We start from the raw sequence: 20,152 nt of genomic DNA, 5'->3' as shown, positions 1-20,152 counted from the left end.
CTCACGGTGGGGATGGTGGGGTGGCGGCCGGCGGCACCGGCCGCACATCGCGGGAAGGATACCAACAGGCCTGTCCCGCCTGCTCGCCCACGTCCAGCGCGATCAGCTTGCTGCGGCCGCAGGGCCCGCCCACGCAGCGGCCCTGGGCCGGCTCATAGGTGGCGCCGTGGATGGAACAGACGATGAAGCGCTGATCGCTGTCGAGGAACTCTCCCGGCTGCCAGTCCATCTCCACCGGCACATGGGCGCAGCGGTTGATGTACCCGCGCAGCACGCCGTCATGCCGCAACACGAAGGCGCGCGCCGGCTGGCCCCAGAGCAGCACGTCGAAGACGATGGCCTTGCCCCGCTCGGCCAGGCTGGCCGACGGGCCCAGCGGCTGGGCCGCCGGCGCCGTGTCGGGCTCAGCCATGGGCCAGCAGCCAGTCGGCCAGGTCGGCGGTGCTGTGGGCGATGTGCAGCGGGCCCAGCGCGCCGAAGGCCTCGGGCGCATGGGCCCCGAAGCTCACCGCCACGCTGGCCGTGCCGGCATTGCGGGCCAGCTGCAGGTCATGGGTGGTGTCGCCGATCATCAGCGTGCGCTCGGGCGCCGTGCCGATGGCGGCCATCAGCTCCAGCAGCATGCGCGGGTGCGGCTTGCCGGCGGTTTCATCGGCGGTGCGGGTGTCGTCGAACAGGCCATGCAGCTGCACCGTCTGCAAGGCCTCGTCCAGGCCGCGGCGGCTCTTGCCGGTGGCCACCGCCAGCCAGTGGTTGCGCGCCTTCAACGCCTGCAGCATCTCCAGCGTGCCGGGGAACAGCACCAGCTCATGCTGGCGGTTGAAGTAGTGGTGGCGGTAGCGCGCGCCCAGCTCGGGATAGCGCGCGGCCGGCAGGCTGGGCACGGCCATCTGCAGGGCCTCGGTCAGGCCCAGGCCGATGACATGGCTGGCGGCCTGGTCGCTGGGCACCGGCAGGCCAAGGTCGGCGGCGGCGGCCTGGATGCAGCGGGTGATCAGCGCGGTGGAATCGAACAGCGTGCCGTCCCAGTCGAAGACGACCAGGTCGAAGCGGCGTTGGCGTGGGCTGGGCATGGCGGGCGGCGGTGTGGAACGCGCCAGTGTCGCGCATCCGCTGTGCGCCTGTCAGTGCGGCTCGCCCAGGCGCCGCAGCAGCGCCGTGCAGTCGGCCGGCAGCGGCGCGGCCAGCGTGATGCGTTCGCCGGTGGCCGGGTGGTCGATCGACAGCTGCCGGGCATGCAGGAACATGCGGTCGAAGCGGTGGCCGGCCAGGCCCTCGCCCCGGGCCCACTGCTTGTTCAGCGCAAAGTCGCCGTACTTCGGATCGCCGACGATCGGGTGGCCGGCCTGCTGCAGGTGCACCCGGATCTGGTGGGTGCGGCCGGTCTTCAGCGTCACGTCCAGCAGCGTGCAGTCCTGGAAGTCGGTGACCACCTGCACCAGGCTGATCGAGCGCCGGCCGTCGGGGTGGTCGGCCGCCACCGGCAGCACATGGCGCTCGCCGCGGGCGTCCAGCGTCTTGTGCAGCGCCACGTCGATCACCTTCAGCTTCGCCGGCCAATGGCCCAGCACCAGGGCGGCGTAGATCTTGCCGGTGTCACGGCTGCGGAACTGGTCCTGCACATGGGTCAGCGCGCTGCGCTTCTTGGCCAGCAGCAGAACGCCCGAGGTTTCCTTGTCGAGCCGGTGCACCAGCTCCAGGAACTTGGCCGCCGGCCGCGCCTGGCGCAGCTGCTCGATGACGCCGAAGCTGACGCCCGAGCCGCCATGCACCGCCACGCCGGCTGGCTTGGCGATGGCGAGCAGGTGGTCGTCCTCGAACAGGATCGGGAATTCGCGGGCCGGAGCTGCCGGGGCGTCGGCGGGCTTTTCGGCCACCCGCACCGGCGGTACCCGCACTTCGTCGCCCAGCGCCAGCCGGGTGTCGGCCGCGGCCCGGCCCTTGTTCACGCGCACCTCGCCCGAGCGGATCACCCGGTAGACATGGGTCTTGGGCACGCCCTTGAGCAGGCGCAGCAGGAAGTTGTCCAGCCGCTGGCCTTCGCCGGCTTCGTCGACGATCACGCGGCGCACCTCGGGCGCGGTCACGGCCGCCACGGTGGGATCACCTCGGGACGCCGCGGGTTTGCTGCTTATAATGATCCGAGCCACGATTGGGCCGTAAGTGCTTGATTTTTCAGAGTTTACCCGGGCAGGTGCGGGTCTATCGTCGGTGGGCGCCGTCACAGGCGCTCAAAAGCGTTGATGCAACAGTGGCGTCCGCGCGGCAGGCCGCAGTCCCCCAAGTGATGCGGCGGCCCCGTTGGCCCGCTGGAAGAGACACGTCGTCACAGCCGTCCCGTCACAGGGAAGATCAAAAGCTCATGGACGGCAGATCACCCTGTTGTGGTGGCCTGCCGTCCGCGTCGAAGCCCACAGGGTCTGCATGCCGCCCCTCCCACCCACCCACCTGCAGCTGCTGGACGACCCGTCCGGCAGCCAGGCGCAGCCCCGGCCACCGGCCGGTGCGGCAGCGCCCGCCGGTGGTGTGATGCCTGCGCGCACCGCGCGCGGGTGGGGAAATGCGGCGCCGCCCACCCCCACCGCTTCGCCGCACGCGGCCCCGCTGCATCCCTGACCGCCATTCGGTCACTGCAGCCCAGGGCGATTCGTACTCCGGCCGTTTCCCGTTTCTCGTGCATCGGAATGGATCGCCTGCCTTGACGCACTGACGTCAGGCCGGTGGTCAGACAGCGCGTGCCCGCCTTGGCGGGCCCGTGCGGGACTGGAGTGCACATGAAACGCATGCTGATCAATGCCACGCAGCCGGAAGAGCGGCGCCTGGCGATCGTCGACGGGCAGAAACTGCTCGACTTCGAAACCGAGATCGAGGGGCGCGAGCAGCGCAAGGGCAACATCTACAAGGCCGTGGTCACGCGGGTGGAGCCCTCGCTGGAGGCCTGCTTCGTGGAGTACGGCGAAGATCGCCACGGTTTCCTGCCGTTCAAGGAAATCTCCAAACAGTACTTCCGCGAAGGCGTGGAAGCCAAGAACGCCACCATCAAGGAGGCGATCCGCGAGGGCCAGGAACTGCTGGTCCAGGTGGAAAAGGAAGAACGCGGCAACAAGGGCGCGGCGCTGACGACCTTCGTCAGCCTGGCCGGCCGCTACCTGGTGCTGATGCCCAACAACCCGCGTGGCGGCGGCGTGTCACGCCGCATCGAAGGCGAAGACCGGGAAGAGCTGAAGGAAAACCTCGACCAGCTCGAGTACCCCAAGGGCATGAGCCTGATCGCCCGCACCGCCGGCATCGGCCGCTCGGCGCCTGAGCTCCAGTGGGACCTGAACTACATGCTCAAGCTCTGGAGCGCCATCGACGGCGCGGCCAAGGCGGGCAAGGGCGCGTTCCTGATCTACCAGGAATCATCGCTGGTCATCCGCGCCATCCGCGACTACTTCACGTCCGATATCGGCGAGATCCTGATCGATACCGACGACATCTACGATCAGGCGCAGCAGTTCATGAACCACGTGATGCCGGAGTCGGCATCCCGTGTGAAGCGCTACCGCGACGACGCGGCGCTGTTCTCGCGCTTCCAGATCGAGCACCAGATCGAGACCGCCTTCAGCCGCACGGTGAACCTGCCGGCCGGCGGCGCCATCGTGATCGACCACACCGAAGCGCTGGTCAGCGTGGACGTGAACTCGGCGCGTGCCACCCGGGGCGGCGACATCGAGGAAACCGCCACCCGCACCAACCTGGAAGCGGCCGATGAAATCGCCCGCCAGATGCGGCTGCGCGACCTCGGCGGCCTGATCGTCGTCGACTTCATCGACATGGAGGAGAGCAAGAACCGCCGCGAGGTGGAGCAGCGCCTGCGTGACGCGATGCGCCAGGACCGCGCCCGGGTGCAGTTCAGCTCGATCTCGAAGTTCGGTCTGCTCGAACTCAGCCGCCAGCGCCTGCGCCCGGCGCTGAGCGAGGGCAACCACATCACCTGCCCGCGCTGCAACGGCACCGGCCACATCCGCGACACCGAGTCGTCGGCTCTGCAGATCCTGCGGATCATCCAGGAAGAGACGCTGAAGGACAACACCGCCGCCGTGCATGTGCAGGTGCCGGTGGAGGTGACCAGCTTCCTGCTGAACGAGAAGCGCACCGAGATCACCAAGATCGAGCTGAAGCAGCGCTGCACCGTGCTGCTGGTGCCCAACAAGCACCTGGAGACGCCGAACTACAAGCTCGAGCGCCTGCGCCACGACGACCCGCGGCTGGAGAACCTGCAGGCCAGCTACACGATGATCGAGGAGCCGGACGACGAGGTCGGCATCACCCGGCGCGAGAAGAGCAAGCCCAAGCAGGAGCCGGTGATCAAGGGCGTGCTGCCCGACCAGCCGGCGCCGGTGGCCGCGCCCAAGCCCGAGCCGGTGGCTGCCAAGGCCGCCGCACCGGTGGCGACCAGCGCACCCGCCGCTGCCCCAGCAGCCCCTGCCGCGCCCACCTGGGTGGCGCAGCCGCCCGCGCCGGCCGCCGGCAGCGGCTTCTTCGGCTGGGTGAAGAAGCTGTTCGGCGGTGCCGCGCCGGCCCCGGTGGCCGCGCCCGCCCCGGCCCCGGCACCGGCCGTGGTGGCCACGCCGGCCGCACCGGTCGAGTCCGACAAGCGTGAAGCCCGCCCCGACGGCCGCCGTGACCGGCCCGACCGTGGCAACCGCGGCGAGCGCGGTGACCGTGGCGGCCGCGGCCGCGACGGCAAGCCGGCCGAGGCCCGGGGCGACCGCCCCGAGCGCGGCCCGCGTGCCGACCGTGCGGAGCGTGGGGAACCCCGCGGCGAAGGCCGCCGTGACGGCCGCCGCAATGAGCGCCCGGCCGAGGCCGATGCCGCGCTGCGCGCCGATGGCAGCGCCAGCACCGAGGCCGTGCGCCGCCCGCCGCGCCCTGAGCGCGAACCGCGCCCGGCCGAGCTGACCGACACCGCCCTGCCGCTGGCCGACGGCGCCGTGCCGGACGCAGCCGCCGCCGAGGGCAGCGATGCGGCTGGCGACGAGCAGCGCCGCCGCCGCCGCCGCCGCGGTGGCCGCGGTGGCCGTGACGAATCCGGTGCCGATCTGGCCGTCGACGGCCTGCCGGCCGCTGACGCCACCACCGAGGCACCTGCCCGCGCCGAGACCGGCGACGCTGCCGATGTGGCCGCCGAGCCTGTCAGCACCGAGCCGGGCGACGCAGCCGAGGGCGGCGAGCGCGAAGGCGGCCGCCGCCGCGGCCGTGGCCGCGACCGCAACCGCCGTGAGCGCGCGCTGCTGGACGAGAACGGCCAGCCGATCGCAGCCGAGCCGGCCACCGATGCGCCGGCCGAGACCGTCGCCGAGGCTGCAGCAGCCACCGCCGGCGAGACGGTGGCACTGGCCGATGCCGTCGCGGAGCCGGTCGCCCAGGCAGCGCCTGTGGTGGCCGCCCCCGTGGCACCGCCGGCCGCCGCCAGCGCCGCACCGGCCGCCCAGCCCCGCGCACTGCCCAAGGTCGCGCCCTTCGTGCTGCCGATGGACGACCTGCAGCGCCTGGCCGAGGCCTCGGGCCTGCAGTGGGTCAACAGCGATGGCGAGAAGATCCGCGCTGCCCAGGCCGCGATGGCCGCCGAGCCGGCACCGATCCACGTGCCGCGTGAACGCAAGCCGCTGGTGGTGATCGACGAGGGCCCGCTGGTGCTGGTGGAGACCCGCAAGGACTTGTCGCAGCTGAAGCTGCCGTTCGAGCAGAGCGCCCCGCCGGCCGCCTGACGCGCCCCGCGCACGGCCATCCCTGCACGCCGCCCGGCCCCGCCGTGGCGGCGTTTTTCATGCACGATGCAGAGCCCTGCGTCGCACGCCCTTCCCAACGCCCATGACCGTCACCCTGAAGAAGCCCTCGCCCGCCTGCATCCCCGTGCACCTGACCGACCGGGCCCACCTGGCGGCCCACACCGCCAGCCTGCCCGCCGCCCAGCGGCAGTGGCTGGACACCGTGGGCTTCACCGGCGCGCCGGACACCCATGCGCTGCTGCCCGATGACCAGGGCGGGCTGCAGGCGGTGTGGGCCGGCGTGCGGGCAGTTGACCATCCGTATGCGCTGTCGGCCCTGCCCAAGGCCCTGCCGGCCGGCCGCTACGGCCTGGGTGACGGCGGCTTCGGCGCCGACGCCGGTGCCGCCGCGCTGTCATGGGCGCTGGGCGGCTACAGCTTCACCCGCTACAAGCCGGCCCGCCGCGCACCAGCCGAACTGCTGCTGCCGCCCAGCGAAGCCGCCCGCCAGGGCCTGCTGCTGGCGGCTGCCATCGCCCACACCCGTGATCTGGTCAACACCCCGGCCGAGCACCTGGGCCCGGCCGACCTGGCTGCTGCCGTGCAGACGGTGGCCAAGGCGCACGGCGCCAAGTTCAAGCAGACGGTGGGCGACGCGCTGCTGAAGGCCGGATTCCCGGCCATCCACGCCGTGGGCCGGGCGGCGGACGCGGCGCGGGCGCCGCGGCTGATCGAGTTGCGCTGGGGCTCACCGAAGGATCCGAAGCTCACCATCGTCGGCAAGGGTGTGTGCTTCGATTCCGGCGGCCTGGACATCAAGGGCCCCGAGGGCATGCGCCAGATGAAGAAGGACATGGGCGGCGGCGCCAACGCCCTGGGCCTGGCCAGCCTGGTGATGGGGCTGAAGCTGCCGGTGCAGCTGACGCTGCTGATCCCGGCGGTGGAGAACGCGATCTCGGGCAATGCGTACCGGCCCGGTGATGTGTTCAAGACCCGCGCCGGCCTGCACATCGAGATCGGCAACACCGACGCCGAGGGCCGGGTGATCCTGTGCGATGCACTGGCCTACGCCGCCGAAGCGCAGCCTGACCTGATCATCGACCTGGCCACGCTGACCGGCGCGGCCCGGGTGGCACTGGGTGGCCAGCTGCCGGCGCTGTTCTGCCGTGACATGCAGACCGCGCGCGACATCGTCGACCTGGGCCTGGCCCGGCACGATCCGCTGTGGCACCTGCCGCTGTGGGCGGGCTACCACGGCGGCATCGAGAGCGACATCGCCGACATCGTCAACACCGGCCGCGGGCCGCAGGCCGGCGCCATCAACGCGGCGCTGTTCCTGGAAGACTTCGTGCCCGCCGACATCGACTGGCTGCACATCGACCTGTTCGCCTGGAACGACGCCAGCCGACCCGGCCGCCCCGCCGGCGGCGAGGCGCAGACGATCCGCACGCTGCTGGCCTGGCTGCAGCAGCGCTACGGCTGATCCGTCAGGGGAGTTTTTCCAGCGCGTGCTGGTAGGCGGGCTGGTGCATCAGCTCGTCCCAGGGCAGGGGCGGCGTCAGCGGCAGCAGGTCCAGCCGACGGGCCTCGCTGTCGCCGTCGGGCCGCCAGCGGCCGTCGGCCTGGGCGGCCTGCAGGCCGTCGAGCAGGGCATCCACCGCCTGGCCACCGTCGATGGACTGGTTGCACAGCAGCACCATGTCGCAGCCGGCGTTCAGGGCGGCCAGCGCGCCATCCACCGCGCTGCCAGCCACCTTGGCGCCCTCCATGCTGAGGTCGTCGCTGAAGATCGCGCCCTGGAAGCCCAGGTCGACACGCAGGATCTGCTTGAGCCAGCGCTCGGAGAAGCCGGCCGGCAGCGCATCCACCTTGGGGTAGACCACATGCGCCGGCATCACGCTGGCCAGGCTGGTCGACAGCCAGTCGTACGGCTTGGCGTCATCGGCCAGGATGGCCTTCAGCGAGCGCTTGTCCACCGGCAGCGCCAGGTGGCTGTCTGCCTTGACGAAGCCGTGGCCGGGGAAATGCTTGCCGCAGTTGGCCATGCCGGCCAGCAGCAGGCCGTGCATCAGGCTCTTGGCCAGCATCGTGGCCACGCGGGCATCGCGGTGGAAGGCGCGGTCGCCGATCACGCTGCTGCCGCCATGGTCCAGGTCGAGCACCGGGGTGAAGCTCAGGTCGACGCCGCAGGCGCGCAGCTCGGCGCCCAGCACATGGCCGCAGGCGGTGGCGGCATCGGTGGCGGCCAGCGCGTCGCGCATCCACAGGTCGCCCAGCACCCGCATCGGCGGCAGGTGGGTGAAGCCGTCGCTCCGGAAGCGCTGCACCCGGCCGCCTTCATGGTCCACGCAGATGAGCACATCGGGCCGGATGGCCTTGATCTCGGCCGTCAGCGCGGTGAGCTGGGCGCGGTGCTCCCAGTTGCGGGCGAACAGGATCAGCCCGCCGGTCAGCGGGTGCTGCAGGCGGCGGCGGTCGTCGGCGTTGAGGGTGGTGCCGGCGATGTCCAGCACCACCGGGGCGTGGCCGTTGTCGAGGTCGAAGGACATGGGAAAGGTCTTTCAGGCTGAGGGAGTGGACTCGACGACGACGAACGAGGCGGCGTAGTCGGTCTCGTCGGTGACGGTGACATGGGCGCGCAGGCCGCGCTGGCTGAACCACTCGGCCAGCGCGCCATGCAGGCGGATGTATGGCGCGCCGCTGGGGTGGTTGAGGATCTCGCAGGCGCGCCAGGTCATCGGCATGCGCATCCCCATGCCGATGGCCTTGGAGAAGGCTTCCTTGGCCGAGAAGCGGGTGGCCAGGTAGGCGGTGCCACGCACATCGACACGGGCGCGCCGGGCGTGGAAGACCTGCAGCTCGCTGGGTCCCAGCACCTTCTCGGCAAAGCGGTCACCACGGCGCTCCAGCGTGGCCCGCAGGCGGCGGATGTCGCAGATGTCGGTGCCGATGCCGAAGATCATGCGGGTCTTGCGAAAGCGTTCTGGATGCAGCGCTGGTAGTCGCGGATCGTCTCGGTGAGGCCCAGCTCCAGCGCATCGGCGATCAGCGCATGGCCGATCGACACCTCCAGCACGCCGGGCACGGCACGCAGGAACTCGGTGAGGTTGTCGCGGTTCAGGTCGTGGCCGGCATTGATCTCCAGGCCGGCCGCCAGCGCGGCCTCGGCCGCGGCGGTGTAGCGCGCCAGCATGGCGGCGCCCTGCGGCGTGCCGTGGGCGCTGGCATAGGCCTCGGTGTAGAGCTCCACCCGCTCGGCGCCGGTGGCGCGGGCGGCGGCCATCTGGTCGGGCAGCGGGTCCATGAACAGGCTGACCCGCACACCCAGCGCCCGGGCCTCGTCGATCAGCGGCTGCAGGCGGGCGGCATCCTCCGGAAAGCGCCAGCCATGGTCGCTGGTGAACTGGTCTTCGCTGTCGGGCACGAAGGTGACCTGGTGGGGCCGCAGCGCGCGCACAAAGCCCATCAGGTTGTGGAACGGGTTGCCCTCGATGTTGTACTCGGCCTCGGGCCACTGCTGCATCAGGGCATGCAGATCGTGCACGTCCTGGGTGCGGATGTGGCGCGCATCGGGACGTGGATGCACGGTGATGCCCTGGGCGCCGGCCTCCAGCGCCTGGCGCGACAGCTTCACCACATCGGGGATGCCGATGTGCCGGGTGTTGCGCAGCAGCGCGATCTTGTTGACGTTGACCGACAGCGCGGTGCGGTGCGGCCGGGCATGGGCTTCAGGTGCGACGAGGGGGTTCATGGGGGCCCGGTGTCAGGTGGAGGGCGGCGCGGGCGCGTCGAGCAGGCGGCGCACGTCCAGCATCAGCTGGCGGGTGCGCAGCGCCGGCGCGCCCAGATGATAGTGAAGCAGCGCCCGCAGCTGCGCCCGCAAGGCCGGCAGCCCGCCCTGGCAGGCCCGGCGCAGCGCCGGGCGGTCGTCGGCATCCAGCGCGGCCTGCAGGGCCAGGCACAGGCTGCCGGGCAGTCTGGCGGCTTCATCGGCGGCCACCACCAGGCCGCTGTCGCCGCTGAGGCGGTAGTGCTGGCCCGGCCGCACCGGCTCCTGCGTGGTGGTGGTGCGCGACAGCTCGGGCAGCAGGCCGGTCTCGCGCAGCAGCAGCAGCTCGAAGGCGCGCAGCGGCGCCTCATCCGGTGCCACTGCCAAGGCCTGCAGCGCATCGGCATAGGCGTCGAACAGCGCCGGGTGCGGGTCGCCCCGGGCCAGCAGCTTCATCAGCAGCTCGTTGAGGTAGAAGCCCGGGAACAGCCGGGCCGGCGGCAGCGCGGCGCCGGCGCCGGCGTACTCGGCCGAGCGCAGCAGCAGGATGTCGGCATGTTCGTCTGTGCTGGCGGCCTTGGGCCGGGTGGTCAGCACCAGCAGGCGCTGGAAGGGCATCAGCACCGGCCGCAGCTGCGAATACGGCCGCTTGGCGCCCTTGGCCACCGCCGCCAGGCGGCCCTGCTCACGGGTGAACAGGTCGAGGATCAGGCTGGTCTCGCTCCAGTCCCACTGGTGGAGCACAAACGCGGGCTGGGGCGCGGACCGGCTGCTGGCCACGGCTATTCGTAGCCATAGCTGCGCAGGTGCTCCTCGCTGTCGGCCCAGCCCGAGCGCACCTTCACCCACAGCTCCAGGAACACCTTGCTGTCGGTGAGCTTCTCCAGCTCGACCCGGGTCTCGCTGCCGATGCGCTTGAGCCGCTCGCCGCCGTCGCCGATCACCATGCCCTTGTGGGCGTCACGCTCGACGACGATGGTGGCGGCGATGCGGCGCAGGTTGCCTTCTTCCTCGTACTTGTCGATCACCACGGTGGCGCTGTAGGGCAGCTCGTCGCCGGTCAGGCGGAACAGCTTCTCGCGGATCAGCTCGGCCGCCATGAACTTGTCGCTGCGGTCGGTGAGCGCGTCTTCCTCGTGCAGCCAGGGCTGCTGCGGCAGGTAGGGCTCGACGATCTTGAACAACCGCTCCACGTCGGTCGGCTTGGTCGACGACATCGGCACGTACTCGGTGAACGGGTGGCGCTCCTGCATGCTCTTGAGCCACGGCAGGATGTCGGTGCGGCGGGCCACCACATCGAGCTTGTTGGCGACCAGAAACACCGGCTTGTCCGGCGGCAGCAGGGCCAGCACCTTGGCATCGTCCAGGCTGAAGCGGCCGGCCTCGACCATGAACAGCACCACATCCACATCGCCCAGCACCGACGTGACGGTGCGGTTCAGGTTGCGGTTGAGCGCGGTGCGGCCACGGATCTCCTTGGTCTGGAAGCCCGGTGTGTCGACAAAGATGAACTGCGTGGCGCCCAGCGTGCGGATGCCGGTGATGCGGTGGCGGGTGGTCTGCGCCTTGCGCGAGGTGATGCTGATCTTCTGCCCCACCAGCGCATTCAGCAGGGTGGACTTGCCCACGTTGGGGCGGCCGACGATGGCGATCAGGCCACAGCGGGGGGTGGCATCGGTGTCGGGGGCATCGCTGCCAGGGGCGGGGGTATCGGTGATGTCAGTTCCTCAGGGGGCTGCCAGGCTTGTCGCTGGCCTTCAGGCGGCCGAGCATGCGGCGGGCGGCCTCCTGCTCGGCACTGCGACGCGATCGGCCCTCGCCCTGCTCGGCCAGGCCCAGTGTGGGCACGGCGCATTCGACCTCGAAGGTCTGGGCATGGGCCTGGCCGCGGGTGGCCAGGATGCGGTAGCTGGGCACCGCCAGCTTGCGGGCCTGCAGCCACTCCTGCAGCTCGGTCTTGGCGTCCTTGCTCCAGCTGTCGGCTTCGGTGCTGGAGATCAGCTCGCCGAACAGCGCCCGCACCAGGCGGGTGGCTGCCGGCAGGCCGCCGTCGAGGTAGAGCGCGCCGAGCAGCGCCTCCACCGCATCGGCCAGGATGGATGGCCGCTGCGCACCACCGCCACGGGCCTCACCCTCGGACAGGCGCAGCGCCTCGGGCAGGCCCAGCACCAGGGCGGCGCGGTGCAGGCTGTCCTCGCGCACCAGGTGGGCGCGCACGCGGGTCAGGTCGCCTTCGTCCGACGCGGAGAAGCGCTCGTACAGCAGCGCGGAGACCGCCATCGCCAGCACCGCATCGCCCAGGAATTCCAGCCGCTCGTTGTGGTCGGCGCCGAAGCTGCGGTGGGTGAGCGCCCGCTGCAGCAGCGAGACGTCGGCAAAGCGGTGGCCCAGGCGCTGCTGCAGGGCATCCAGGCGCGGCTCCGGGCGGTGGTCAGGTCGGGGTTCCATGGCTCCAGGCTGTGCAGGGGGCGTGCCGGCCGACCGGTCGGCCGCCGCTGCCATCACTTCGATCGCCCAGCGTACTTGATCAGCAGAAACACCGGGCCGAAGAGTTCGATTTCCTTCTCGTAGGCAAAGCTGATCACCACCCGGTCGTTCTCCTTGGTGATGTCGAGTTCCTTGCCCAGCACCGAGGTGATGGTGGCATCGACCTGGCGTTGCTTGTCGAAGGCGCCGCGGATCTCGGCCACGGTGGAAGCCGGGCTGGCGGCGATGCGGTCGACCACGCTCTGGATGGTGTAGAACTCGGTCACCGTGGGCACCACCCGCACCAGCAGGTAGCCGGCAAAGCCCACCACGATGGCCCAGGCCAGCAGGCCGATCAGGGTGACACCGCGGCGCGGTGCCGGTGCAGGAAAGCAGTGTGGCGTGCGCATGGTGCCCCGGGTGACGCGCGGCATCAGTCGAAGCTGCCGATGCGGCGCAGGTTGCCGAAGTTCATCCACACCATGAAGGCGCGGCCGACGATGTTCTCGTCGGGAACGAAGCCCCAATAGCGGGAATCCTGGGAATTGTCGCGGTTGTCGCCCATCACGAAGTAGTGCCCGGCCGGCACTTTGCACGACACGCCCTCCGCGGTGTAGCGGCAGTTGTCACGGAAGTTGACGAAGCTCTCCATCGGCCGGTAGATCGACGCCCGCTTGGGATCGACGAGGATGCCGTGCGCCACCGCACCCAGCTTCTCGGTGAAGCGGGGGGCATAGCGCATGCTGTCTTCGTCGTAGAAGTCACCCTGCGGCTGCACCGGCGCCAGCTGGCCGTTGATGGCGAGCTGCTGGTTGGTGTAGGTGACCTCGTCGCCCGGGATGGCCACCACCCGCTTGATGTAGTCCACCCGGGTGTCGACCGGATAGCGGAAGACGATCACATCGCCACGCTTGGGGTCGTTGTTCTGGATGATCTTGGTGTTGATGACCGGCAGGCGCACGCCGTAGTGGAATTTGTTCACCAGGATCAGGTCGCCCACCAGCAGCGTGGGCACCATCGAGCCCGACGGGATCTTGAACGGCTCGAACAGGAACGAGCGCAGCAGGAACACCGCCAGGATCACCGGGAACAGCCCTGCCGTCCAGTCCAGCCACCAGGGCTGCATCAGCAGCCTCTCGCGGGCGCTGTCCACGTTGCCGTCGACCTGGCTGATGCCCATCTTGCCCAGCTCGGCACGGCGCTGGGTGTCCTGCGCGGTCAGGGCCTCGGCGGCGGCCACGCGGGCCGGGGCGAACTTGAAGCGTTCGGCCAGCCAGTAGGCCAGCGTCACCACCGTCAGCACGAACAGCAGCAGCGAGAAGTTGCCGATCCAGTAACCCAGCCACCAACCGGCGCCGTAGACCAGCAGGGCGCCGTACAGCACGGCGGTCAAAGCACTCATCATGGGCAGGTGGGGTTGTTCTGGTGGAGTGGGCGGGTCAGTCTTCGACCTGCAGGATGGCGAGGAAGGCTTCTTGCGGCACCTCGACCGAGCCGATCTGCTTCATGCGCTTCTTGCCCGCCTTCTGCTTCTCGAGCAGCTTCTTCTTGCGCGTGATGTCACCGCCATAGCATTTTGCCAGCACGTTCTTGCGCAGCGCCTTGATGTTCTCGCGGGCGATGATGTTGGCGCCGATGGCCGCCTGGATGGCAACGTCGTACATCTGCCGCGGGATCTGCTCGCGCATCTTGGCCGCCACGGCGCGGCCGCGGAACTGGCTCTGCGCCCGGTGCACGATGATGCTCAGCGCGTCGATGCGGTCGCCGTTGATCAGCAGGTCGACCTTGACCACATCGGCGGCGCGGTACTCCTTGAACTCGTAGTCCATGCTGGCGTAGCCGCGGCTCACGCTCTTCAGCTTGTCGAAGAAGTCCAGCACGATCTCGGCCAGCGGCATGTCGTAGGTCAGCATCACCTGGCGGCCGTGGTAGGCCATGTTCAGCTGCACGCCGCGCTTCTGGTTGGCCAGCGTCATCACCGGGCCCACGTAGTCCTGCGGCATGTACAGGTGCACGGTGACGATGGGCTCGCGGATCTCCTTGATGCGGCCCAGGTCCGGCATCTTCGAGGGGTTCTCCACCTCGATGACCTCGCCGTCGTTCAGCTCCACCTGGTAGACCACGCTGGGCGCGGTGGTGATCAGGTCCTGGTCGAACTCGCGCTCGAGCCGCTCCTGCACGATCTCCATGTGCAGCAGGCCCAGGAAGCCGCAGCGGAAGCCGAAGCCCAGCGCCTGGCTCACCTCGGGCTCGTAGCGCAGGCTGCTGTCGTTGAGCTTGAGCTTCTCCAGCGCGTCGCGCAGCTGGTCGTACTCGCTGGCCTCGGTGGGGTAGAGGCCGGCGAAGACCTGCGGCTGGATCTCCTTGAAGCCGGGCAAGGCCGTGGTGGCCGGACCGGCGTTGTTGGGCAGCTTCTTCTCGAGGGTGACGGTGTCGCCCACCTTGGCCGCCTGCAGCTCCTTGATGCCGGCGATCAGGAAGCCCACCTCGCCGGCCTTCAGCTCCTCGCGCGACTCGCTCTTGGGCGTGAACACGCCCAGCTGCTCCAGCGGGTAGACGGCATTGGTGGCCATCATGCGGATGCGGTCGCTCTTGCGCAGCACGCCGTCGACCACGCGCACCAGCATCACCACGCCCACGTAGTTGTCGAACCAGCTGTCGACGATCATCGCCCGCGGCGGGCCGTCGGGGTCACCCTTGGGCGGCGGCATGCGGCTGATCACCGCTTCCAGGATGTCGTCGATGCCCATGCCGGTCTTGGCCGAGCAGGGGATCGCATCGTCGGCATCGATGCCGATCACGTCCTCGATCTCGGCCTTGGCGTTGTCGGGGTCTGCATTGGGCAGGTCCATCTTGTTGAGCACCGGCACCACTTCCACACCCAGGTCGAGTGCGGTGTAGCAGTTGGCCACGGTCTGGGCTTCCACGCCCTGGCTGGCATCGACGACCAGCAACGCGCCTTCACAGGCCGACAGGGAGCGGCTCACCTCGTAGCTGAAGTCCACATGCCCGGGCGTGTCGATCAGGTTGAGGTGGTAGACCTGGCCGTTCTTGGCGGTGTAGCGCAACGAGGCGGTCTGCGCCTTGATGGTGATGCCGCGCTCGCGCTCGATGTCCATCGAGTCGAGCACCTGGGCTTCCATCTCGCGGTCGCTCAAGCCGCCGCAGCGGTGGATCAATCGATCGGCCAGCGTCGACTTGCCGTGGTCGATGTGGGCAATGATCGAGAAGTTTCTGATGTGGTCCATGGGTGCGATCGTGGGCCCGTTGCGGCATGGTTGGCGGGCTTGCAACCCGGCCTGCCGAGGGCGCGGCGGCGGGTCCGTTCAACCCGCGCGCGACATAAAAAAAAGGCACGTCCAAAGTGGAGACGCGCCTTCCAACAAATGTTTGGCAACTGCTTGTTGGGCCTTCATTGTAGCCAAAACGCCTGGGCGGGAAGCCGCGCCGTTGCTGGATCTCCGGCCGTTGCGACCCGCCAACATGGCAAAGTTATCAACAGCTTGTACACAGACGTCAGCGACAGCCGACACCCTGTTGGTGGCGCACAACAAGCCGGGTCTGCAGCGCTGAAAACCCAGCCGTTACCACCTGATTCTAACCGGCCGGCGATGCAATCCACCCGGCTGGGCTGTTGAAGCTAGCGGTCACCAACTTTTGCAGCAGCGGCTTGGTCAGGATGCGGCGCCGCGCACCGGGCCGTGTGGCCGATCCCGATGGTTTGTGAGCACGCACTGACTGCCACGATGCGGAAAGACCCGTGTTCCCAGTCGGTTGAAGCGGCGCCGGCGCTCAGCGCGCGGGGCGGATCACCAGGTAGTTGACCCACTCGCCGCGGCGCACCATCACACTGACGGCCCGGGCCTTCTCGGCCTTGGCGGCCACCGCGAGGAACTGCTTCACGTCGGCGATCTCGGTGTTGTCCAGCGTCAGGATCACGTCGCCCTCGCGCAGGCCGGCGCGGGCTGCCGCGCCGTCGACCGCATCGACCTTGACGCCGCCGCGCAGCTTCAGGTCGCGCTTGTTGCTCTCGCTGAGCTCCGACACCGTCAAGCCCAGGGCCGACTTGGCGCCCGCGCTCGGCCCGGCGGCGTCGCTGTGGGCCACCTTCACCGGCGCATCGGGCTCGAACTCGGCCACGGTGACGGTCACGTCGCGGTAGCTGCCACGGCGGAACACCTGCAGCGTGGCCTTGCTGCCCGGCTTGGTGGCCCCGACGATCCGCGGCAGGTCGCCCGACTTCTCGATCACCTTGCCATCGACCTTGGTGATGATGTCGCCGGCCTCCACACCGGCCTTGTCGGCCGGGCCGCCGGTCTCGGCACCGCGCACCAGCGCGCCGGTGGGCTTGCCCAGGCCGATGGACTCGGCCACGTCCTTGGTCACCGGTGCGATCGTGACGCCGATGCGCCCGCGGATGACCCGGCCGCTGACACGCAGCTGGTCGGCCACGTTCTTGGCCTCGTCGATCGGGATGGCGAACGAGATGCCCATGAAGCCGCCCGAGCGGCTGTAAATCTGGCTGTTGATGCCCACCACCTCGCCGCGCAGGTTGATCAGCGGGCCGCCCGAGTTGCCGGGATTGATGGCCACGTCGGTCTGGATGAACGGCAGGTAGTCGCCGGTGTCGCGTGCCTTGGCACTGACGATGCCGGCCGTGACGCTGTTCTCCAGCCCGAAGGGCGAGCCGATGGCCATCACCCACTCGCCCACCTTGAGCTTGCCCACATCGCCCAGCTTGACGGCCGGCAGACCGGTGGCCTCGATCTTGACCACCGCCACATCGGTGCGCTTGTCGGCACCGATCACCCGGGCCTTGAATTCGCGCTTGTCGGTCAGCGTCACCATCAGTTCGTCGGCGCCGTCGACCACGTGGGCATTGGTCATCACATAGCCGTCGGCGCTGAGGATGAAGCCAGAGCCCACGCCGCGCTGCTGCGGCTCGTCCTCGCCCTGGCCGCCGCCCCGCGGCGCACCACGACCGCCCGGCAACGGGATGCCGAAACGGCGGAAGAACTCTTCCATGTTGGGATCGATGCCACTGCCGCCCGGGCCGGCAGCCGCGCGGCCGCTGCGCTCCATGGTGCGGATGTTGACCACCGACGGACCCACCTTCTCCACCAGCTCGGTGAAGTCGGGCAGCTCCACCCGGGACTGGGCTGCGGCCACCTGTGGCAAGCCGACACCGGCAAGACCCAGGGCCAGCCCGGCCACCAGAGCCACTCGGCGGCTGCGCTGCAGCGGCCGCACCATCGTCGCAATCAGATCGGACATCGACTCACCTCGTGTTCAGGGGAAAACGGCGCAGCGAGTTAGCTTGCGCCGCAGCGCGAAATTTCAACGCTTGCGCTCGAGCTGGGCCTCGAACTGCTGCACCGTGGCCATCGGCACCTCGCCGACGACGGTGAGCCACCAGTCGCCGCGGCGGGCCATCACGGTGTGCGAGGCTCCGACGCTGGTGCCCATGGCCTTGGGGTGGCGCTTGGCGTCATAGCGCTCGATGAACACCGACACCTGGGCCACGCCGTCGGAGAACACCGACTGCACCACCTGCAGCGGCGGATCGCTGTCGCTGCCGGTGATGTCCAGCGGCCGGCGGGTGCAGCTGACGAGCTGGAAGCCGGGCACCGGCTTGCTCAGCACCCAGCCTTCGGCCTCCAGCTGCGTGCGCTCGGCCTGGGGCCGCAGCACACGGAAGCCGTCGAGCTGCTTCATCGGCTTGAGGAACTGCTCGGGCTGCGCCTTGCCGCCGAGGCGCACATCGACGAAGGCCGATGACTCCAGCACCTCGCCGCCCGGCGCCAGCACGTCGTTGCGCAGCAGCAGGCCGCTGTCGCGGTGGGCCCACAGGCGCTGGGCGAAGCGGTGGCGGTCACGCGGCTTGAGCAGCAGCACATCGGCATCCTGCCCGGCGACCCGCTCCTGGCCGAGCTTCTGCACCTCGTAGTTCTCCAGCAGGCGGGTGGTGCTGGTGGCGGGCAAGGCCGGGAACTGCGCCACCGGATCGCGGTGCTCGACCACCGCCCGCTTGGCCGCGGGCCACAACGTCACGACCTGGTCGTTGTGGCGGTACTGCAGCCGACTCTCGCCATCGAGCTGCTCCAGCCGCTCGTAGGTCTGGCGGCCCTCGCAATAGTGCGCCACGCGGGCACTGCTGGTGGTGCCGCCGACGCTGTAGGCCAGCGTGCCCTGGTAGCTGCTGAGTGCGGCGGCCTGTTGGATTCGCTGCAGCCAGGCCTCCGCCCCCATGGGCACGGACGCGGCCACCGCGGCGCCTGGCGGGCCGGCCAGGGCAGCACCAGCAGCCACCAGCACCAGGGTCACGGCCATGCCCCAGCGGCCCAGCCGCACCCGGGCCCGCGTGCTGCGCATGCTCACTGCCCTTCGAAGACGATGTGCACGCGGTGCTCGGCCCCGGCGCCGGGCATGGCGCCGTTGGCCAGGCTGCGGTGGGCGGACAGGTAGCGGTCGAGCCGGGCATCGCGCACCAGCACCGCCGAGGCACCGGCGGACGGTGCCCGCTCGGCCTGGGCCATCACCGGCGCGGCGGCCGGCGCTGGCGCCATCACCCGGGTGACCACCATCACGCCGGCCACGGCGACGAAGCCGGCGGCCACCGCCATGGGCGCCATCAGCCACTGGCGGCCACGCGCACGGCGGCCAGCCGCCGCACCGTTGGCCACCTGGGGCACGGCCTGCGGCACCGGTGTCTGCAACGGGGCAGGCGCCAGCGGCACCGGCTCGTCGGCCAGCCGCTGACGCAGGGCCTGCAGGAAGGCCGCGTCGCGGGCCGGCGCACTGGCCAGGTCGTCGCTGCGCATGACGTCGCCGATCAGGTGGTAGGCATGCCAGTCGCGCCGGGCTTCGGCATCCTGGCGCCACAAGGCGCAGACGCCGGCGGCGTCGCCATCGACGAGATCGCCATCCATCAGGGACGACAACTGCTGGCGGCGGGCTTCGGGAGAATCAGACCTGTTCAGCATGGTGCTCGTTCGGTTCCAGGGCCACGGGACGGGCCCGGAGGCCCGCGCGTCGGTGCGCATCCGCCATCGGCGGAGCGGGCAGGGAGATCGTCACCATCGCTCACCCTCGCGGGTGTCGAGCAGCGGCCGCAGCCGCTGGGCGATGGATTCGCGCGCCCGGAAGATGCGGGAGCGCACAGTGCCGATGGGGCAGTTCATCAACTCGGCAATCTCTTCGTAGCTGAGGCCTTCGATCTCGCGCAGCGTGATGGCCTGCCGCAGATCGTCGGACAAGGCCTCGATCGCGGCGTTGACGGTCTGGGCAATCTCCTTGCTGGCCAGCACCGCATCGGGCGTTTCACCGTCGCTTAGTTCGCGCTCCGGCCGGGAAGTTTCATCGTCGTCGTCATTCATGCCGGCGCGTGCCGATTCCGTCACCAGGGGGTCGCGCTTCAGGTCGACCAGCGCCTTCTTGGCGGTGTTGACGGCGATGCGGTAGAGCCAGGTGTAGAAGGCGCTGTCGCCGCGGAACTGCGGCAGCGCGCGGTAGGCGCGGATGAAGCTCTCCTGGGCGATGTCCTGCACCAGGTCGACATCACGCACCATTCTGGCGATCAGCCGCTCGATGCGGCGCTGGTACTTGACCACCAGCATCTCGAAGGCCTTGGGGTCGCCGCCCTTCGCGCGTTCGACCAGGTGCGCGTCGACATCGTCGATGCTCATGGCCGGCCTCCGCCATCGGCGGAATTCGCGGCACCGGCATGGGCAGCCAGCGCCAGGCGCAGGCCATGCCAGGCCGTGCGCGCACTGCCGGCGCCAGACACCCGCCAGGCGGTGCGGCCATGGACCGGGTGCAGGCGCAACAGCACCCAGATCCCGAGATCCAAGGCCACCACCAGGCGCTGCAGCGGCTGGACGCCGGCAGCGGCCACCATGCTCCAGGTCTGGCCGTCCCAGCGCAGCTGGCCGGGTGACACTGGCAGCGTGCGGCGGGCCAGCATGGCGCCCATGCCGGCCAGGAGGGCAGCCATCAGCGCCGCAGCCAGCACCAATCCGCCAACAGGCCATTCGGCGTGCAGCGCCGACCAGACGGCCAGCAGGGCGCCGGCCAGGCCATGCAGCAGGGTGATCAGCATGCGTTCAGCGCGGCCGGAGCCCAGCGCAGCCTCGACGGGCGGGGCAGCGCGCATGCGCGTTGCCGT

General features: G+C 70.0%; 19 protein-coding genes. 2 read left to right on the top strand and 17 right to left on the bottom strand.

The genetic code is table 11. The features are described 5' to 3' along the window. Position 1: 1 nt before the first annotated feature. From FFT10_RS13075 to FFT10_RS13065, 3 genes are read right to left on the bottom strand one after another with little or no spacing between them, the layout of a single operon-like run. Complete coding sequence (locus FFT10_RS13075; protein WP_137733277.1) at positions 2-412, bottom strand: Rieske (2Fe-2S) protein; 411 nt, start codon at positions 410-412, stop codon at positions 2-4. After that, positions 405-1,073, bottom strand: coding sequence for an HAD family hydrolase (locus FFT10_RS13070; protein WP_137733276.1), 669 nt, complete (start codon positions 1,071-1,073; stop codon positions 405-407). Before FFT10_RS13070 ends, FFT10_RS13075 begins: the two co-directional genes overlap by 8 nt. 51 nt (positions 1,074-1,124) lie before the next feature. After that, the gene (locus tag FFT10_RS13065) at positions 1,125-2,096 is read right to left on the bottom strand and encodes an RluA family pseudouridine synthase (protein ID WP_373282512.1); all 972 of its coding nucleotides are present in this window, start codon (positions 2,094-2,096) and stop codon (positions 1,125-1,127) included. Positions 2,097-2,774: 678 nt separating this feature from the next. Here FFT10_RS13065 and FFT10_RS13060 point away from each other — a divergent pair. Both FFT10_RS13060 and FFT10_RS13055 read left to right on the top strand, forming a co-directional pair. Beyond that, positions 2,775-5,753, top strand: coding sequence for an Rne/Rng family ribonuclease (locus tag FFT10_RS13060; protein WP_137733275.1), 2,979 nt, complete (start codon positions 2,775-2,777; stop codon positions 5,751-5,753). Positions 5,754-5,856: 103 nt separating this feature from the next. After that, entirely contained in the window at positions 5,857-7,236 is a 1,380-nt protein-coding gene (locus FFT10_RS13055; RefSeq protein ID WP_137733274.1) for a leucyl aminopeptidase family protein, read from the top strand. A gap of 4 nt (positions 7,237-7,240) precedes the next feature. Here FFT10_RS13055 and nagZ read toward each other — a convergent pair whose 3' ends face one another. The 14 genes from nagZ to FFT10_RS12985 all read right to left on the bottom strand — a co-directional run bounded on the left by nagZ (position 7,241) and on the right by FFT10_RS12985 (position 20,140). Beyond that, positions 7,241-8,302: a beta-N-acetylhexosaminidase gene (gene nagZ / locus FFT10_RS13050; RefSeq protein ID WP_137733273.1), complete on the bottom strand. Its 1,062-nt coding sequence runs from the start codon at positions 8,300-8,302 to the stop codon at positions 7,241-7,243. Between the two features lie 12 nt (positions 8,303-8,314). Then, positions 8,315-8,716: a holo-ACP synthase gene (acpS, locus tag FFT10_RS13045; RefSeq protein ID WP_137733272.1), complete on the bottom strand. Its 402-nt coding sequence runs from the start codon at positions 8,714-8,716 to the stop codon at positions 8,315-8,317. After that, on the bottom strand, positions 8,713-9,504 hold the full coding sequence (locus tag FFT10_RS13040; protein WP_137733271.1) for a pyridoxine 5'-phosphate synthase: 792 nt from the start codon (positions 9,502-9,504) through the stop codon (positions 8,713-8,715). Before FFT10_RS13040 ends, acpS begins: the two co-directional genes overlap by 4 nt. Before the next feature lie 12 nt (positions 9,505-9,516). Then, positions 9,517-10,302 carry a DNA repair protein RecO gene (gene recO / locus FFT10_RS13035; RefSeq protein ID WP_137733270.1) on the bottom strand — a complete coding sequence of 262 codons (786 nt, stop codon included), beginning with the start codon at positions 10,300-10,302 and terminating at the stop codon, positions 9,517-9,519. Positions 10,303-10,304: 2 nt separating this feature from the next. Further along, positions 10,305-11,240 (bottom strand): GTPase Era, encoded by a 936-nt coding sequence (gene era / locus FFT10_RS13030; protein ID WP_137733269.1) that lies wholly within the window; start codon positions 11,238-11,240, stop codon positions 10,305-10,307. A 1-nt stretch (position 11,241) separates the two neighbouring features. Beyond that, the gene (gene rnc / locus FFT10_RS13025) at positions 11,242-11,970 is read right to left on the bottom strand and encodes a ribonuclease III (RefSeq protein ID WP_137733268.1); all 729 of its coding nucleotides are present in this window, start codon (positions 11,968-11,970) and stop codon (positions 11,242-11,244) included. A 53-nt stretch (positions 11,971-12,023) separates the two neighbouring features. Further along, positions 12,024-12,398, bottom strand: coding sequence for a DUF4845 domain-containing protein (locus FFT10_RS13020; protein WP_137733267.1), 375 nt, complete (start codon positions 12,396-12,398; stop codon positions 12,024-12,026). A 23-nt stretch (positions 12,399-12,421) separates the two neighbouring features. Further along, positions 12,422-13,390 (bottom strand): signal peptidase I, encoded by a 969-nt coding sequence (lepB, locus tag FFT10_RS13015; RefSeq protein WP_137733266.1) that lies wholly within the window; start codon positions 13,388-13,390, stop codon positions 12,422-12,424. A gap of 37 nt (positions 13,391-13,427) precedes the next feature. Then, entirely contained in the window at positions 13,428-15,236 is a 1,809-nt protein-coding gene (gene lepA, locus FFT10_RS13010; protein ID WP_137733265.1) for a translation elongation factor 4, read from the bottom strand. Positions 15,237-15,780: 544 nt separating this feature from the next. Beyond that, a complete protein-coding gene (locus FFT10_RS13005; RefSeq protein ID WP_137733264.1) occupies positions 15,781-17,262 on the bottom strand; it encodes a DegQ family serine endoprotease in 1,482 nt (493 codons plus the stop codon). Between the two features lie 63 nt (positions 17,263-17,325). Then, positions 17,326-18,360 carry a MucB/RseB C-terminal domain-containing protein gene (locus FFT10_RS13000; protein ID WP_137733263.1) on the bottom strand — a complete coding sequence of 345 codons (1,035 nt, stop codon included), beginning with the start codon at positions 18,358-18,360 and terminating at the stop codon, positions 17,326-17,328. 2 nt (positions 18,361-18,362) lie between these two features. After that, positions 18,363-18,971 (bottom strand): sigma-E factor negative regulatory protein, encoded by a 609-nt coding sequence (locus FFT10_RS12995; RefSeq protein WP_137733262.1) that lies wholly within the window; start codon positions 18,969-18,971, stop codon positions 18,363-18,365. Positions 18,972-19,061: 90 nt separating this feature from the next. After that, the gene (gene rpoE, locus FFT10_RS12990; RefSeq protein ID WP_137733261.1) at positions 19,062-19,673 is read right to left on the bottom strand and encodes an RNA polymerase sigma factor RpoE; all 612 of its coding nucleotides are present in this window, start codon (positions 19,671-19,673) and stop codon (positions 19,062-19,064) included. Further along, entirely contained in the window at positions 19,670-20,140 is a 471-nt protein-coding gene (locus FFT10_RS12985) for a hypothetical protein (protein WP_137733260.1), read from the bottom strand. Before FFT10_RS12985 ends, rpoE begins: the two co-directional genes overlap by 4 nt. Between the last annotated feature and the right edge of the window lie 12 nt (positions 20,141-20,152).

The organism is Pseudaquabacterium pictum, assembly GCF_005403045.1.
Taxonomy (GTDB): domain Bacteria; phylum Pseudomonadota; class Gammaproteobacteria; order Burkholderiales; family Burkholderiaceae_C; genus Pseudaquabacterium; species Pseudaquabacterium pictum.
The sequence above is the reverse complement of the archived record's forward strand: the minus strand, read 5'-3'. Positions and strand labels throughout refer to the sequence as shown.